12 protein-coding genes are annotated in these 15251 nt (G+C 65.0%); 6 read left to right on the top strand and 6 right to left on the bottom strand.

Annotated elements, in window-relative coordinates:
- Positions 1-4 precede the first annotated feature (4 nt).
- Both AC27VQ_RS04835 and AC27VQ_RS04830 read right to left on the bottom strand, forming a co-directional pair.
- Positions 5-493: a CAP domain-containing protein gene (locus tag AC27VQ_RS04835; RefSeq protein WP_421590821.1), complete on the bottom strand. Its 489-nt coding sequence runs from the start codon at positions 491-493 to the stop codon at positions 5-7.
- 2 nt (positions 494-495) lie between these two features.
- Positions 496-762: a DUF6460 domain-containing protein gene (locus AC27VQ_RS04830; protein WP_313526697.1), complete on the bottom strand. Its 267-nt coding sequence runs from the start codon at positions 760-762 to the stop codon at positions 496-498.
- 143 nt (positions 763-905) lie between these two features.
- Between AC27VQ_RS04830 and AC27VQ_RS04825 the strand changes: the two genes are divergently transcribed.
- Together AC27VQ_RS04825 and AC27VQ_RS04820 are read left to right on the top strand one after the other, a co-directional pair.
- Positions 906-1847, top strand: coding sequence for a class I SAM-dependent methyltransferase (locus tag AC27VQ_RS04825; RefSeq protein WP_488715422.1), 942 nt, complete (start codon positions 906-908; stop codon positions 1845-1847).
- A 77-nt stretch (positions 1848-1924) separates the two neighbouring features.
- Entirely contained in the window at positions 1925-2560 is a 636-nt protein-coding gene (locus AC27VQ_RS04820) for a DUF6198 family protein (protein ID WP_488715421.1), read from the top strand.
- 77 nt (positions 2561-2637) lie between these two features.
- On the opposite strand, the gene AC27VQ_RS04815 is transcribed toward AC27VQ_RS04820, so the two are convergent.
- Positions 2638-2919, bottom strand: a complete 282-nt coding sequence (locus AC27VQ_RS04815; RefSeq protein WP_313526689.1) for a hypothetical protein — start codon at positions 2917-2919, stop codon at positions 2638-2640.
- A 202-nt stretch (positions 2920-3121) separates the two neighbouring features.
- Here AC27VQ_RS04815 and AC27VQ_RS04810 point away from each other — a divergent pair, with 202 nt between their 5' ends.
- The 3 genes from AC27VQ_RS04810 to AC27VQ_RS04800 are packed head-to-tail and all read left to right on the top strand — an operon-like array spanning position 3122 to position 6946.
- Positions 3122-5656: a ligase-associated DNA damage response DEXH box helicase gene (locus tag AC27VQ_RS04810; RefSeq protein ID WP_488715420.1), complete on the top strand. Its 2535-nt coding sequence runs from the start codon at positions 3122-3124 to the stop codon at positions 5654-5656.
- 16 nt (positions 5657-5672) lie between these two features.
- Positions 5673-6398 (top strand): ligase-associated DNA damage response endonuclease PdeM, encoded by a 726-nt coding sequence (gene pdeM / locus AC27VQ_RS04805; protein WP_488715419.1) that lies wholly within the window; start codon positions 5673-5675, stop codon positions 6396-6398.
- Between the two features lie 53 nt (positions 6399-6451).
- Positions 6452-6946 (top strand): winged helix-turn-helix transcriptional regulator, encoded by a 495-nt coding sequence (locus AC27VQ_RS04800; RefSeq protein WP_488715418.1) that lies wholly within the window; start codon positions 6452-6454, stop codon positions 6944-6946.
- On the opposite strand, the gene AC27VQ_RS04795 is transcribed toward AC27VQ_RS04800, so the two are convergent.
- From AC27VQ_RS04795 to AC27VQ_RS04785, 3 genes are all read right to left on the bottom strand, one after another.
- Entirely contained in the window at positions 6947-7741 is a 795-nt protein-coding gene (locus AC27VQ_RS04795) for a TIGR02186 family protein (RefSeq protein WP_488715417.1), read from the bottom strand. It lies immediately after the preceding gene.
- A complete protein-coding gene (locus AC27VQ_RS04790; RefSeq protein ID WP_313526675.1) occupies positions 7738-8664 on the bottom strand; it encodes a sulfite exporter TauE/SafE family protein in 927 nt (308 codons plus the stop codon). Before AC27VQ_RS04790 ends, AC27VQ_RS04795 begins: the two co-directional genes overlap by 4 nt.
- A gap of 453 nt (positions 8665-9117) precedes the next feature.
- Positions 9118-12978, bottom strand: a complete 3861-nt coding sequence (locus AC27VQ_RS04785) for a peptidoglycan-binding protein (RefSeq protein WP_488715416.1) — start codon at positions 12976-12978, stop codon at positions 9118-9120.
- Between the two features lie 460 nt (positions 12979-13438).
- Here AC27VQ_RS04785 and AC27VQ_RS04780 point away from each other — a divergent pair, with 460 nt between their 5' ends.
- Positions 13439-15235, top strand: coding sequence for an acyl-CoA dehydrogenase C-terminal domain-containing protein (locus tag AC27VQ_RS04780; protein ID WP_488715415.1), 1797 nt, complete (start codon positions 13439-13441; stop codon positions 15233-15235).
- The last annotated feature ends 16 nt before the right edge of the window (positions 15236-15251 follow it).

Raw genomic sequence — 15251 nt, 5'->3', positions numbered from 1 at the left:
CTCCTCAGCCTGACAGCACCATCGCCCAGTACGGCCGCCCGCCCGATGCCGGATTGGAAACGACCGCGACGCCGAGGCCGCGATAGCTGGCGCCCAGCATGTTGACGAGATGTTTCGGCGAGCGATACCAGGCGTCGAAGGCTTCCGCGGCATTATCCTGTCCGACGGCAATGTTTTCCGCCGCCGGCAGCGCGACCTCCATGCCTTTCATGCGCTTCAAAAAGTTCGCGCCGAAGCCGATATTGTGTTCCATCTTGCCGGCGGAGGCCATGCGGCTTGCCTGGTCCATGGCGGCAAGCTGCGCCTGCTTGTCGATGACGAGCGCTGACAGGCCACGTTCGGCGCGGAGCTTGTTGACGAGGCCGAGGGAGGCGGCCGTCTGGTCGCTGCCGGTGCCGGCCGAAGGCGCCAGCACGCTGGTGGTGGAACAGCCGGCGGCGAGCGCCGCGATGGCCGCCGCCGAGGCGGCAAGGAAGGTGCGACGGGTCAGCATGGTCAGCGGCGATAGCTCAGAAGGCGGATGAGGATGAAGACGGGAATGACGATGACGGCGCCGAGCAGCAGGTAATCGCCGAGGCGGCCGAGCGTCTTGAAGCCGGTATTCCACAGGTCGAGGATGAAATCGCGCGCCGCAAAGAGGATATCATCCGGATAGAGCCCGAAGATCGACATCAGGAAGCCGACGGCCACCGACAGGATCAGGAGCTTGATGAGCACGCGCAGCGGGCTATCGCCCAGAAACCCGTTCACGCCATTCGACATCCGCTGATTCTCCATAAATTCGTTTGCACCTGAGATAAGCGCTCGGGTCTCCTGCCGCAAGCAAAGGCCGCTCACGAGAATTCGCTTGCCTTTTAGCGCGGCCCTGCCATTTAGCGCCATCCGTTTCCCGTTTCCGAGCCCCCATGACGAGCCCGCATTTCTCCTCCGGCGATCTCATCGCCGACCGCCGCGCCGATTATGCCCGCATGTTTGCGGAATCGGGCGAGTTCGCGGAGGCGCAGGAAATCATGGAACAGGCGCTCGAACAGGTACCGGGCTGGGCCGCCGGCTGGTTCCGGCTCGCCGAATATGCCGAGAAATCGGGCCGGAAGGAGGCAGCCGCCGCCGCGCTTGAAAAGGTCATCGCGCTGGACCCATCCGACATTTTCGGCGCCAGCCTGAAACTCGCCGTTCTTGGCGCCGCGGAAATCCCGTCCACCCCGCCGATGCAGTATGTCGAACGCCTCTTCGACGACTATGCAGACCGCTTCGACACAGCGCTGGTCGAGCGGCTGGACTACACCGTGCCGCAGACGCTCGCAAAGCTCGTGCGCAAACATGCCGGCGACAATGCGCAGTTCGGCCTTGTGGCCGATATCGGCTGCGGCACGGGTCTGTTCGGCGTCGAATTCCGCGCCCATGCCTGCCGCCTTGAAGGCTTCGACCTCTCCGCCGGCATGCTGGCCAAGGCCGAAGAGAAGGCGATCTACGACCATCTCGCGCAGGCCGACCTGTCATTGCCCGCGACGGAAAGCGGGCTCTTCGGTGATCTGCCGGACGCCCGCGCCGACCTCGTCAGCGCCGCCGACGTGCTGATGTATCTCGGCGATCTCGGACAGGTGTTTGCGAGCGTCGCGCGGCTGGCCAAGCCCGGCAGCCTCTTCGCCTTCTCCGTGGAAGATGGCGGCGATGGCGACGCGCCTTTGCTGCGCGCGTCGCTGCGCTATGCGCACCCTGAAGCTTTCATCCTCCGGCGAATGGCCGAAAACGGCTTCGATCTGCTCGCGCTGGAAAAGAGCGTGATCCGCCAGGATGGCGGCCAGCCGGTGCATGGCCTGCTGTTCCTTGCCCGGCGCCAGCTATAGGCGTCGCGCAAAAAGTCATAGGCTTCACGCAAGCGGCGACGCCCTATACAACGAACAAAGACCATCGGAGATCGGCCATGGACGGCGACAAGCGGCGTTTCGGCTTCTGGAATCCCACACCCACCCGCCACACGCCGCTGGAAGATGCGCAGGGCCTGTTTGCGAGCAGCATGATCGCAGCCCTCGGCCTGGCGCTGATGAGCAGCGCCGGGCTTGTCGCCAGCGGCACCGCCGGCGTCGCCTTCATCCTGCATTACCTCACGGGCGTCAGCTTCGGCATCTTCTATACCGTGGTGAACATCCCGTTCTACGTGCTGGCGCTGAAGCGCCTCGGCTGGGCCTTCACCATCAAGACCGTGCTTGCGGTGACCATGACCTCCATCATCACCGAGTTCCAGCCGCATTTCGTGCGCATCGAGAGCATCGACCCGATGTGGACTGCGGTGCTGGCCGGCATCCTGCTCGGCTTCGGCCTGCTCGGCCTTTATCGCCACCGCGCCAGCCTCGGCGGCGTGGGCGTGCTGGCGGTCTATCTGCAGGAGCGCTTCGGCATCCGCGCCGGCCTCGTGCAGCTCGCCTTCGATCTCTTCGTGCTGATCGCCGCCTTCGCCGTCGCCGCCCCCTTCATCGTGCTCTGCTCGGTCGTCGGCGCCGTGGTGCTGAACCTCTTCCTCACGGTCAATCATCGCGCGGATCGCTATATCGCGATGTAAGCCCCAAACGCATTCGGCCCTCCCGGAGACCGGGAGGGCCGAAGACCTGCTTGGGTCAGGTCGTAAGCGTCGAATGCTTAGTCGAACTGCATGCTGCCCGGATCGGAATCGCCGTAGCGGTTGGCGCCGGGATCAGCCAGCTGCTCGTTGGTCTCGTTCGGGACCTGACGCGAGGTGTCGTTTGACGTGATGGACGCCGTCGTGCCCATATCAAGGTTGTTGACCGCGGGGTTCATCACTTCCTGGCCGGCATTCGGGCCGGACTGGATGATGTCGGTGCGGCCGACATAGGGGTTTTCGGCCAGTGCCGCGCCTGCAGAAAACGAAAGGGCGGCCAGAGCAAGAACAATCTTCTTCATGGGAATTCTCCTATCAGTTTCTCTGTCACGGGGCTGTAAACGGGAGGCCTGCGTGAAAAGTTTCATCTTTCTTCCGCGGTAACGGCCTCGTGTAGACGATGTGAAACGCTGGCATCGCCTTGAAAGCCGCGCGTTTCAGCGGTTCGCCGAGATTGTTGCCGGGAACGCTTTTCTTTCCGCCCGCGTGAATTAGCTTAACGCCGTGCCCGATTCTCATCTCAGCCATGCCGCCCAAGGCCTCTCTTTGCTGCCCCCGCCCTTCACCCGCTGGTTCGCGGACAAGGGCTGGCAGCCGCGTACGCATCAGATGGAGCTGCTCGCCCGCGCGAATACCGGTGAGAGCCTGCTGCTGATCGCTCCGACCGGCGCCGGCAAGACGCTCGCCGGCTTCCTGCCGGCGCTGACCGATCTCACCCATCGCGGAAAAATCCCGCCGGGCTCCGCCTTCACCGGCATCCACACGCTCTACATTTCGCCGCTCAAGGCGCTCGCTGTCGATATCGAGCGCAACCTGATGAAGCCGGTCTCGGAGATGGACCTGCCGATCACAGTCGAAACGCGCACCGGCGACACGCCGCAATCCAAACGCCAGCGCCAGCGGCTGAACCCGCCGGACATCCTTCTGACAACGCCCGAACAGGTCGCGCTGCTCATCGCCAATGGCGAGGCGCCGCGTTTCTTCAAGGACCTGAAATACGTCATCTTCGACGAGCTGCACTCGCTCGTCACCTCCAAGCGCGGCCATCTGCTTTCACTGGGTCTCGCGCGCCTGCGCCGCCTGGCGCCCGGCCTCAAAACCATCGGCCTCTCCGCCACCGTCGCCGAGCCGATGGACCTTCGCCGCTGGCTGGTCGCGCAAACTCCCGACGCGGAACACCATGCCGGCCTCGTCACCGCACCCGGCGGGGCCAAGCCTGTCATCACTATCCTCAAGAGCGAGGCGCGCGTGCCCTGGTCGGGCCATCAGGCGAAATATGCGATGCCCGAGGTCTATGAGGCGATCAAACAGCACAAGACATCGCTGCTCTTCGTCAACACCCGCAGCCAGGCTGAAATCCTGTTCCAGGAACTCTGGAACATCAACGAGGACACGCTGCCGATCGCGCTGCATCACGGCTCGCTCGATGTCGGCCAACGCCGCAAGGTGGAGCAGGCGATGGCGGAAAATCGGCTGCGCGCCGTCGTCGCCACCTCGACGCTCGACCTCGGCATCGACTGGGGCGATGTCGATCTGGTTATCCATGTCGGCGCGCCCAAGGGCGCTTCGCGCCTTGCCCAGCGCATCGGCCGCGCCAATCACCGCATGGACGAGCCGAGCCGCGCCATCCTCGTGCCGGCCAATCGCTTCGAGGTGATGGAGTGCCAGGCGGCGCTCGACGCCAACTATTTGGGCGCGCAGGACACGCCCCCCGTCGGCGAAGGCGCGCTCGATGTGCTGGCCCAGCATGTGCTGGGCATGGCCTGCGCCGCCCCCTTCGACGAGGATGCGCTGTTTGCCGAAATCACCTCCGCCTCGCCCTATGCCGATCTCCCGCGTGAAAAGTTCGGCCGCATCGTGCAGTTCGTCGCGACCGGCGGTTATGCGCTGAAGACCTATGAGCGCTATGCCCGCATCCGCAAGACGGCGGACGGCCTCTGGCGCGTCTCCAATCCCGGTGTCGCCCAGCAATACCGCCTCAATCTCGGCACCATCGTCGAAATGCCGATGCTGAACGTGCGCATGGTGAAACGCGGTGCGAAAGGTGCGGTCGGCCGCGGCGGGGCGTCGCTAGGCAAAGTGGAAGAGTATTTCCTCGAAATGCTTTCGCCCGGCGACACCTTCCTGTTCTCCGGCAAGGTGCTGCGTTTCGAAGGCATCCGCGAGAACGAATGTCTCGTGAGCCAGGCCTTCTCGCTCGACCCGAAGGTGCCGGCCTATGCCGGCGGGAAATTCCCGCTCTCCACCTATCTCGCAGATCAGGTGCGCGCGATGCTGGACGATCCGCAGCGCTGGGGTGCGCTGCCCGATCAGGTGCGCGACTGGCTCGCCTTGCAGCGCGATATCTCATCGCTGCCGAAGCGCGACGAGCTGCTGATCGAAACCTTTCCGCGCGGCAGCCGCCACTACATGGTCGCCTATCCCTTCGAAGGTCGCCTCGCCCACCAGACGCTCGGCATGCTGCTCACCCGCCGGCTGGAACGTGCCGGCCGCCGGCCGCTCGGTTTCGTCGCGACCGACTATTCGCTCGCCATCTGGGCGCTGGACGATCTCGGCACGTCCTTCGCCATTGAGCGCCCGTCGCTTTCGGATCTCTTCGACGAGGACATGCTGGGTGACGATCTCGAAGCCTGGCTCGATGAAAGCTTCATGCTGAAGCGCACCTTCCGCAATTGCGCCGTGATTGCCGGTTTGATCGAGCAGCGCCATCCGGGCAAGGAAAAGACCGGGCGGCAGGTCACGGTCTCCGCCGACCTGATCTACGATGTGCTGCGCAGCCACGAGCCGGACCACATCCTGCTCGAAGCCACCCGCAACGATGCGGCGGCGGGGCTTTTGGATATTCAGCGATTGGGCGATATGCTGATGCGAATCAAAGGCCATATTACCCATCGGCGGCTCGACCGTATCTCGCCGCTCGCCGTGCCGATCATGCTGGAAATCGGCAAGGAGACGGTGGCGGGCGACGCGCAGGATTCGCTTCTGGCTGAAGCCGCCGAAGACCTCATCGCCGAGGCCACGGGCGAAGACAATATTTAGGACGTGACGAACGCGCATGCAGAGACTGGCGCTGGCATCGATGGACATACAGGATTTCGGCGCGGTTTCCGCCCGCACGGTCGTTGCGGGCGTGGAAGCCGTCTGCGATCCGCTCGGCGCGCTCTACCTGCCGCAAACCCGCCTGCTCGTCGTCTCCGACCTGCATCTCGAAAAGAGCGCCGCTTTCGCGCGCCGCGGCATGATGCTGCCGCCCTATGACACGCTCGCCACGCTGAAGGTGCTGGAAGCCGTCATTACCAGGCACGACCCGGCCATCGTCGTCAGCCTCGGCGACAATTTCCACGACCGTGTCGGCTCCGCCCATCTGCCGGACATCTTCCGCAGCAAGATCGCGGATCTTGCGCGCGGCCGCGAGTGGATCTGGATCAACGGCAACCACGACCCCGACGGCACCGTCGACCTGCCCGGCCAATCCGCCGATGAACTGCACTATGCCGGCCTCGCCTTCCGCCACGAGCCGTCGCTGATTTCGCCCGCCGGCGAGATTGCCGGGCACCTGCACCCCGCCGCCACCGTCATCCGCCGCGAGAAGGCGGTGCGCCGCCCCTGCTTCGCGACCGACGGCAAACGCCTGCTGATGCCCGCCTTCGGCCTGATGACCGGCGGGCTGGATCTGCGCCACAGGGCGATGACCGGCCTGTTCGACCGGCAAGCCCTCGTCGCCCACATGCTCGGCCGCGACCGCATCTACTCGGTGCGCTTTTCCAACCTGCGCGGCTGACATTGCTGGACACCGAAACCGCTTGTATCATGCAAGCAGTTTTGGAGATCCCGATGAAAGACACGAACCGGTCCGGCTGCCCGATCAACCTGACGCTGGAAATTCTCGGTGATCGCTGGAGCCTGATCGTGCTGCGCGACATGATGTTCGGCAACCGCCGCCACTTTCGCGAGCTTTTGACGAAATCGGAAGAAGGCATCGCCTCCAACATTCTGGCCGACCGGCTGAAACGCTTGGTCGCGGAAGGGCTGATCACCAAGGAGGACGATCCGAGCCACAAGCAGAAGGCGATCTACAGCCTGACCGAGATGGGCATCGCGCTGGTGCCGGTCTTTGCCATGATGGGCGCCTGGGGCCGGCGCTTCCTGCCCGTCACGGAGGATTTGTCGATCCGCGCCGAACTGCTGGAGGACGGCGGCCCCGCCATGTGGGCAGCCTTCATGGAGGAGCTGCGCACCATACATATGGGCGCCCCGGCACCTGCCCGTTCCGTCTTCGGCGAGTTGCAGGCCGCCTATGAGGCGACCGTGGCGCGGCGTGCCGGCTGATCAATCCTTGCGGAAGACCACGCTGGCGAGCCAGCCGGTCAAGAGCGCCAGCGTCACAGAGAAGAGGCCGTAGGCCAGCGAATTGTTGTAGGCGGCGTTCGAAATCATTTGCTCGATGCCGGTCTTCATGACGCGCAGCGGCAGCGCCTTTTCCGCGATGAACACGCCGTCGCGGAAGAGATGGGCGCGCACCACATGGGTGCCGTTCGGCACGCTGGCCGGCAGCTTGACGGTCGCCTTGAACAGGCTGGCGCTGATGAACTGCACGCCACCGGGATCGCGCTGGTAGAAGCCGCCGCTTTCCTTCAGCCGGCGGAACGCGTCGCGGAACTCCGTGATGTTGCTGCCGTCGCCGACATAGCCGATCGGCGACAGGCGGATATGCTGGATGCCGACGCCCACGCCGTTCAGCATGGCCGTCGGCGCGATCGTCTCGACATCGCGGGTGCTCGACAGCGAATAGGATTCCGGTACGAGCTCGAAGGTCATCGAGCGACGGTTGACCCAGATGCCGAAGATGCGCTCCTTGACGCGTACCGTGTTGTTGTCCTTCGGGCCTTCCAGCGCCACGACGATATCGTATTTGCCCTGGGCGAGCAGCGACGAGTCGTACCCCTCGATGGCGCCGAAGATCGTCAGGTCCGCGCCGCGGAAATCCGAGGAAATGGCGATCTCGTCGGTGGAAATGCCGATCTCCAGCTTTTCCGGGAAATTGACGGGCTTGCCCTCCAGCACCTGCGCGCCGGCCGGCACACCAAGGCCGATGAGGAGAAGGAGGGCGGCGAGCGCTCTCATCGATAGACCCCCTCGCTGACGACGGAATAGATATCGGCGGGCGTCTGCACGAGATCGACGGCAAGGCGGGCGCCGACGGCAAGCACCAGCAGTGCCAGCAGCGCGCGCAGCTGTTCGCCGCGCAGCTTCTGGCCGACGCGCACGCCATATTGCGCGCCGATGACGCCCGCGACCATCAGGATGAAGGCGAGCACGATATCGACGGCGTGGTTCGCCGTCGCCTGCACGATCGTGGTGTAGGCGGTGACGAAGATAATCTGGAAGAGCGAGGTTCCGACGACCACGTTGGTCGGGATGCGCAGGAGGTAGATCATGGCCGGCACCATGATGAAGCCGCCGCCGACGCCCATGACGGAGGTCAGGATGCCGATGCAGAAGCCGAGGCCCACGACCGGAATGACGCTGAGATAGATCTTCGATTTCTTGAAGCGCATCTTGAGCGGCAGGCGGTGCACCCAGCTGTGCTGGCCGGGCCGGCGCAGCGAGACGGGCTGGTTCTTGGCCGAGCGGCGCAGCGCCCGGATGCTTTCGAGCAGCATCAGCGTGCCGACGGTGCCGAGCAGGGCTACATAGAGCAGCGAAATGACGAGATCGAGCTGGCCGACGCTGCGCAGCAGCGCGAAGATCCAGATGCCGACGGTCGCCCCCGCCAGACCGCCGACCAGCAGCACCGTGCCGAGCTTCACATCGAGCGTGCCGCGCCGGAAATGCGACAGCGAGCCGGAGACCGAGGAGGCGACGACCTGGTTGGCGCCAGTGGCGACCGCGACGACCGGGGGGATGTTGTAGAAGATGAGCAGCGGCGTGATGAGGAAGCCGCCGCCGACGCCGAACATGCCGGAAAGGAAACCGACGGCCGCGCCCATGCCGAGAATGATGAAGATGTTCACCGACAGCTCTGCAATAGGCAGGTACACAGTCACAACGATACCCCGATCGGCAATGTTTCCGCTCTCGCGGAGGCCACGTCTCTGTCAGCCGCTGTCCCCGTCCTGCCCCTGCCGCGGCTCCTACCGGCAGGCCGTGAATGCAGACAAGCGCCCCGCCGCGGGAAGGGAACCCCTTCCATCGGCCGGTCGCGCCTCGCATCACGCAAGGATCGGTCCTCAGGCGAGCCCATGCGGCGCGCCCGTCACCCTCATCGATGAGGACGTTTCACGAACGCCTTATCATCTTGGAGAGACATGAATTTTCTACTGCATAATTCCGCAAATCGGGGCCGATTTAAGGATGAAATCGTGCAGCGCACACAAAATGCCACAACGCCTGTTGCACATCGCGATCGACGTGCGGCGTTGTGGTGAGCGTCATGCCCGCGGGGTCTGGACAAGTCAACCGGAGAAGCCCTTGCTCAGGCCCCTCCAGCAGAGTGCCGATCAGCTCGGCTGTTTGTTGCGCTTCAGAAGTTCGTTCACCAGCGCGTCGTCGATTTCGCCCGTCTCGGCCTGGCCGACGGACTTCTGGAAGGACTTGATGGCGGCGACCGTCTTCTTGCCCATCTCTCCGTCCGGCGTGCCGGCGTTGAAGCCGTTGTTGTTGAGGATGGCCTGGATGTTGCGGATGGCCTTCTTCATGTCGACGCTGGCGGTCTTGGTCGGCTTGCCGACCCATTCGTCGGGCAGTTCGGCCGAGTTCGCCTTATCGTCCAGCGCCTGCGGCTTCCACAGCTCGACCTTCGCCTTGGCGTCGGAAAGCTGCTCGGGGCGCATGGCATTCGCCACCTCGTCGCGCTTGGCACCGGCATCGCGGTCGCCGTCGCGGGCGGCGATGGCGAACCACTTGTAGGATTCGACCAGATCCTGCTTCACGCCGTTGCCACGCGCATAGAGGATGGCGAGGTTGAACTGGCTGTCACGCACGCCGAGTTCGGAGGCCTTCTGGAACCATTTCGCCGCTTCGTTGAAGTCCGGCTGCGCCGTGCCGCTGCCCGTGGCGAGCAGGACGGCGAGGTTGTGCATGGCGCTGGCATTGCCCTTGTCGGCCGCGGTCTCATAGAGCTTGCGCGCCCGCTCCAGGTCGCGTTCGACGCCCTGGCCCTTTTCGTAGAGATTGGCGAGGCGGTATTCGGCCGGGGCGAAACCGCGCGCCGCCGAAAGCTCGTACCAATGCGCGGCCTGCGCGAGGTCGGTCGCCACGCCGCGGCCATCCGTGTAGCGCGCGCCGATCTCGAACAGCGCGAGCGCATCGCCCTCGGCCGCAGCCTTGGACAGCGACGGCGGCGTGATCGCCTCGGGAACGACGATGGCCGCCGTCTCGATCGTATCGACCGGAGCCTTGTCAGCGGCAGCGGAGGTATCCGTTCCGGCAACCGGCCCGGCTTCCGGCGTCGTCACCGGTTCGAAGCCGGCGGTGTCGGCATCGCTGCCGGTCTCCGGTGCTGCGAGCATGTTGGAGCCCGACGTCGGGGTCGACTCAACGGCGGCACTCTTATCGTCGCCGGCAAGTGCATCATCCGCAGCGGCAGGATCGGCCAGTGCCTTGCTCTCGACCTTGTCTTCGGCAACGGGTGCAGCAGCCGTGTTGGCCGTCACGGCCTCGCTGGAACCAGCCATCGTTTCGGCCGGCTTGGCATCGGAATTGACGGCGGTCTGCTCGACGATGACGGGCGCGTCGTCGCCATTGATGACGGCGGTGACGAGCGGGTAGGACATGATCGCCAGAAGCACGGCGCCGACGGCGAGCAGGATTGGCCGGCGATGGCGTGCCAGCGCGGAGGCGGGCTTGTCGCCGGCCTTTGCCGGTTTCGCACCCTTCTTGCCAGGAACGACGCTGGAGATCGCGTCGGTCTCTTCGGCGGCGACCTTGGCGGCGCGGCGGGCGGCGGCGATATTCTGGGCCGCCTTGTCGCCTTCGCCCAGAACCGTCGAGCGGTTGCCCGATGCCTGGCCGGCGCGCACGCGCTCCAGGATGCGGCGGACGTCCGGCACGCCCGAACCGGGCTCCAGCAGCTGGTTGGCCTCTTCCGGCGCCAGTTCGTCGACCGGGTCGAGTGCCGGCGCCGGATCGATCTGGTGGCGCTCGGTGACGGCGGCCGTTTCCTTGCGGCCGGGCGCGAAGCGGCGCTTCAGGCCGGCCAGCAGGCCGCCCTTCGGCTGGGCTTCGGCGGCGACGAGCGCTACGGCCTGCTCAGCCTCGCCTTCGACGACCGGGCGTTCGGGAACGTCGATATGCTCGACCTCGACTTCGGCGAAGCGGCTTTCCTCGCGCGGTGCTTCGGCCTCGGCCTTGCGGGCCGCATTGCCGAAACCGTCGTCGTCGAACGGATAGTCGTTGCCATAGAGGCTGGCGGCGGGCTCTTCGGCGCGGCCGAAATCCATGGCCGGCATTTCGGCGCGAGGCATTTCCGCGCGCGGCTGGACGGCCTCGCGGCGGCCAAACGTTTCGCGCGGAGCATCGAGCTGTTCGAGACGGCCGGCGATCTGCACCAGCGTGTCGTGCAGCGCATCGAAAGTGCGCGCGGTGCGCTCCTCGCTCGAACGCGTCAGGTCTTCCAGCACGCGCAGGTCGTCGGCAAGGCCGGCGATCGCTTCCATGTCGGTTGAGGCGGCGCTGGACGGGCCGGCATGGCGATAGGCTTCCATGACGGCTTCCGCCGCCTGACGGGCGGCCTCGACGATATATTCGTCATTGGTCGCCATATAGTCTTCGATCGTCGCGAGACGGTTCTCGACGTCAGGCGACGTGCCCGCAGACGGCGTGCTGATCAGCGTGGAGAGATGGGCGATCTGTGCCTCGAGACCACGCAGGGCCTCGTGGTCACCGGCAGGCGCAACGCGCGTGGCATCGAGACGGTCGGCGATGGCCGACAGGCGGCCTTCGATCTGCGAGAAGCGATCGTCCTGGAACGGGCTGCCGACAGGCGCGGTGTCGAGATTGTCGATGCGGCGGGCCAGCGCGTCCAGACGCTCGGCGAGCACGTCGTTGACGCTGCCCTGGTCGAGCGCGTCGATCTTGCGCGAGATATCCGAGAGATAATAGGCGAGCTCATCGCTTTCGCGGGCGGGCGAGGCCTGCTGGCTCTGCTCCAGCATCAGCGACAGCTGCTCGATGCGCTCTTCGAGACGCAGCGCCGCGCGCTCGTTCGACATCTCCTCGATGCGGCCGGCCAGGGCCTCGATGCGCAGGCCAAGACCCTGGTCGGGTGCCGGCGCCGGGCGATGGGCCATGATGTCGAGCTGGCTGGCGAGATCGGCGATGCGGCCTTCCAGGCGCTGCATCATGGAATTATCGACGGAAGCCGACTGCTGCATGCGGCCGGCAGCGGCGATGGCGCGGCTGATCTCGTCGAGGCGCGTGTCGAGGCCTTCGAACTGCGAGGTGACGGCGGAGACGAAATGACGGTCGTCCGGCTGCTGCGCCTGACGGGCCAGCATGTCTATGGCGCGCGCGATCGTCTCGATCTTGCCTTCCAGCGCGTGGATCGCCGGCGTCGCGCTGATCGCGCCGATCTGCGCCTTCATCTCGTCGAGCCGGTAGGCCAGCGCCACCAGTTCGTCGTCGCGCGACTGATCGAAAATGGAGAGCTTCTGCTCGACACCGCTCCAGCGGTCTTCCATGCGGCGCACGGAATCCTCACGGGCAAGTCCGTCAAGCACGGACCGCAGCTCGTCGAACTCGACGCGCAGGCCGTCCGTCTGGCCCGACTGGCGGCCGAGCTGGCCGATGCCGGCGGAAAGGCGGGTCAGCTCCTCGCGCACGTCGTCATTGTTGCCGCGGCCCTCGGCCATCTGGCGGATGCCGCGGATTTCCGAGCGCAGCGACTGCATCTCGCGCTCGAGGCCGTCGGCGATGTCCTTCTTGAGGTCCTGGCGCAGCGAGACCAGCGCCTTGGCGATGTCTTCAACGGAATTGTCCGCGCGGGCGGGCGCGGCGATGGGATGGGCGGCATAGGCCGGCTGCTGGCCGCCATAAGAGGCTTGCTGATTTCCGTAGGCAGCATGGGCCTGCTGGGCGGCGGCGTAATGATCGGCGGAAACGGGGCGGCGTTCCACGCGCTGGGCGACGCGCTCACGGCCGCCTTCGATGGCGCGCTGGCGCTGCATGATTTCGGAGACGGGATCCTCGCGCAGCGGGATGGTGCGCTGCTGCGGCGCGTAGCGGTCCTCGCTGCGGGGACGCGTGTCGCGACCGCCGGCCATCAGACCTTCGATACGGGCTTCCAGCCCCTCGATGGTGCGATTGAGCGCGTCGAGCGAAGAGCGTTCGCCGGGACGTTGCGGGTTTCGCGATCCGTTCATCTTTCGCCTCGCTTTGGCGGCCGCCTCGGCCTGCCGGGAGATACGCTTGAAAGCGCTGCCGCCCGGCTGCGCCCTTCATTCCATTCGGCGGGATCGTCCCTGTCCGTCCCGGCCGAAGCCGGGCACCACAGGGGGAAACGAGATGATTCCCGATCCCACGCCCTCAGACGCCACAATTCATGAAGCGTGGTAAACAAGAGGTTAACCGGCCCGGAAATTTTTTAACGATTTGCTCATAGAGTAGCGTTCGGGAGGAATGGCGACCGGTTGCGGCACAGCAACCCGCCGCGACAGGCGCATCCGCATCGCGCCCCTGACATCATCCATCCCGCGCCGCCGCCTCGTCCGACGAAAAATTTGCCGCCCTCGCGTTTTGACGTTTACGCAAACGTCAAAGTTTTATAGTATCCATACCCAAGGAGCGGACTCACGTCCGCGGGATAGGTGAGGAACGCGAGCAATGCCGATCTACAAGGCCCCCGTGAATGACACGCTTTTCATCCTGAACGACGTCCTGTCGCTGGAGCGGTACAACAACCTGCCCGGCTTTGCCGACGCGACGGCCGACATGGTGGAAGCGATTACCGGCGAGGCCGCGAAGGTCGCGGAGGAAGTGCTCTTCCCCGTCAACCTCTCCGGCGACCAGGAAGGCTGTGTGCGCAACGACGACGCCACGGTGAAGGTGCCGAAGGGTTTCAAGGAAGCCTATGACCTCTACCGCCAGGGTGGCTGGATGGGTCTTGCGGTACCGGAAGAATTCGGCGGCCAGGGCCTGCCCTATGTGCTGCACACCGCCGTCGGCGAATATATGTCGTCCGCCAACATGGCACTGACCATGTATCCGGGCCTGACGCAGGGCGCGATCGCCGCGATCCTCGTGCACGGCTCCGACGAACAGAAGGCCGCCTATCTGCCGAAAATGGTCGAGGGCACCTGGACCGGCACGATGAACCTGACGGAGCCCCATTGCGGCACCGACCTCGGTCTCCTGCGCTCCAAGGCCGTGCCGCAGGCAGACGGGTCCTACAAGATATCCGGCCAGAAGATCTTCATCTCGGCCGGCGAACACGACATGTCGGAAAACATCGTACACCTCGTTCTCGCCCGTATCGAGGGCGCGCCCGAGGGCGTGAAGGGCATCTCGCTCTTCATCGTGCCGAAGTTCATTTTGAAGGACGACGGCACGCCGGGTGATCAGAACGCGGTTTCCTGCGGCGCGATCGAACACAAGATGGGCATCCACGGCAACGCCACCTGCGTCATGAACTATGACGAGGCCAAGGGCTTCCTCATCGGCGCGGAGAACAAGGGCCTCAACGCCATGTTCGTCATGATGAACGAAGCCCGCCTCGGTGTGGGCCTGCAGGGCCTGTCGATTGCCGAAGTCGCCTACCAGAACGCAGCCAACTATGCCCGCGAGCGCCTGCAGGGCCGCTCGCTGTCGGGCGTCAAGAACCCCGAGGGCAAAGCCGATCCGCTGATCGTGCATCCCGACATCCGCCGCACGCTGATGACCATCAAGGCCTGGACGGAGGGCGGCCGCGCCTTCACGCTCTGGACCGCACTGAAATCCGATATCGCCCACCGCTCCGCCGACGAGAGGGAGCGCCAGGCCGCCGACGATATCCTCGGCCTGATGACCCCCATCCTCAAGGGCGTGCTCACCGACAAGGGCTTCGACCATGCCGTCATGGCCCAGCAGGTCTTCGGCGGCCACGGCTATATCGAAGAACACGGTATGAGCCAGTATGTGCGCGATGCCCGCATCGCCATGATCTATGAAGGGGCGAACGGCATCCAGGCGCTCGACCTCGTCGGCCGCAAGCTCGGCATGAATGGCGGCCGCGCCGTCATGGCGCTCTTCAAGGAAATTAGCGATTTCTGCGAGGAGAACCGGGGTGACGAGAAACTCGCCTACTTCACCAAGCACCTCAAAAAGGGCTTGAACGACCTTCAGGCCGGAACCATGTGGTTCATGCAGAACGCCATGGCCAAGCCCGACAATGCCGGCGCCGGCTCGACCGACTACATGCACCTCTTCGGCCTCGTCGTCATCGGCTATATGTGGGCCAAGATCGCCAAGGCGGCGGAAACCGGTCTTGCGGGTGGTGCCGGCGAGCGGGAGGATTTCCTGAAGAACAAGCTGATCACCGCCAAATTCTTCATGGACCGCCTGATGCCGGAAACTGCGCTCCGCAAGACCCGCATCGAGGCCGGCGCGGACACGACCATGGAACTGGCGGCGGAGGCGTTTTGAAGCCATAAGCAAGCCA

Source organism: Shinella sp. 20P9.1.1 (assembly GCF_057798995.1).
Note: the sequence above shows the minus strand (reverse complement) of the source record. Positions and strands in the feature narration are given on the sequence as shown.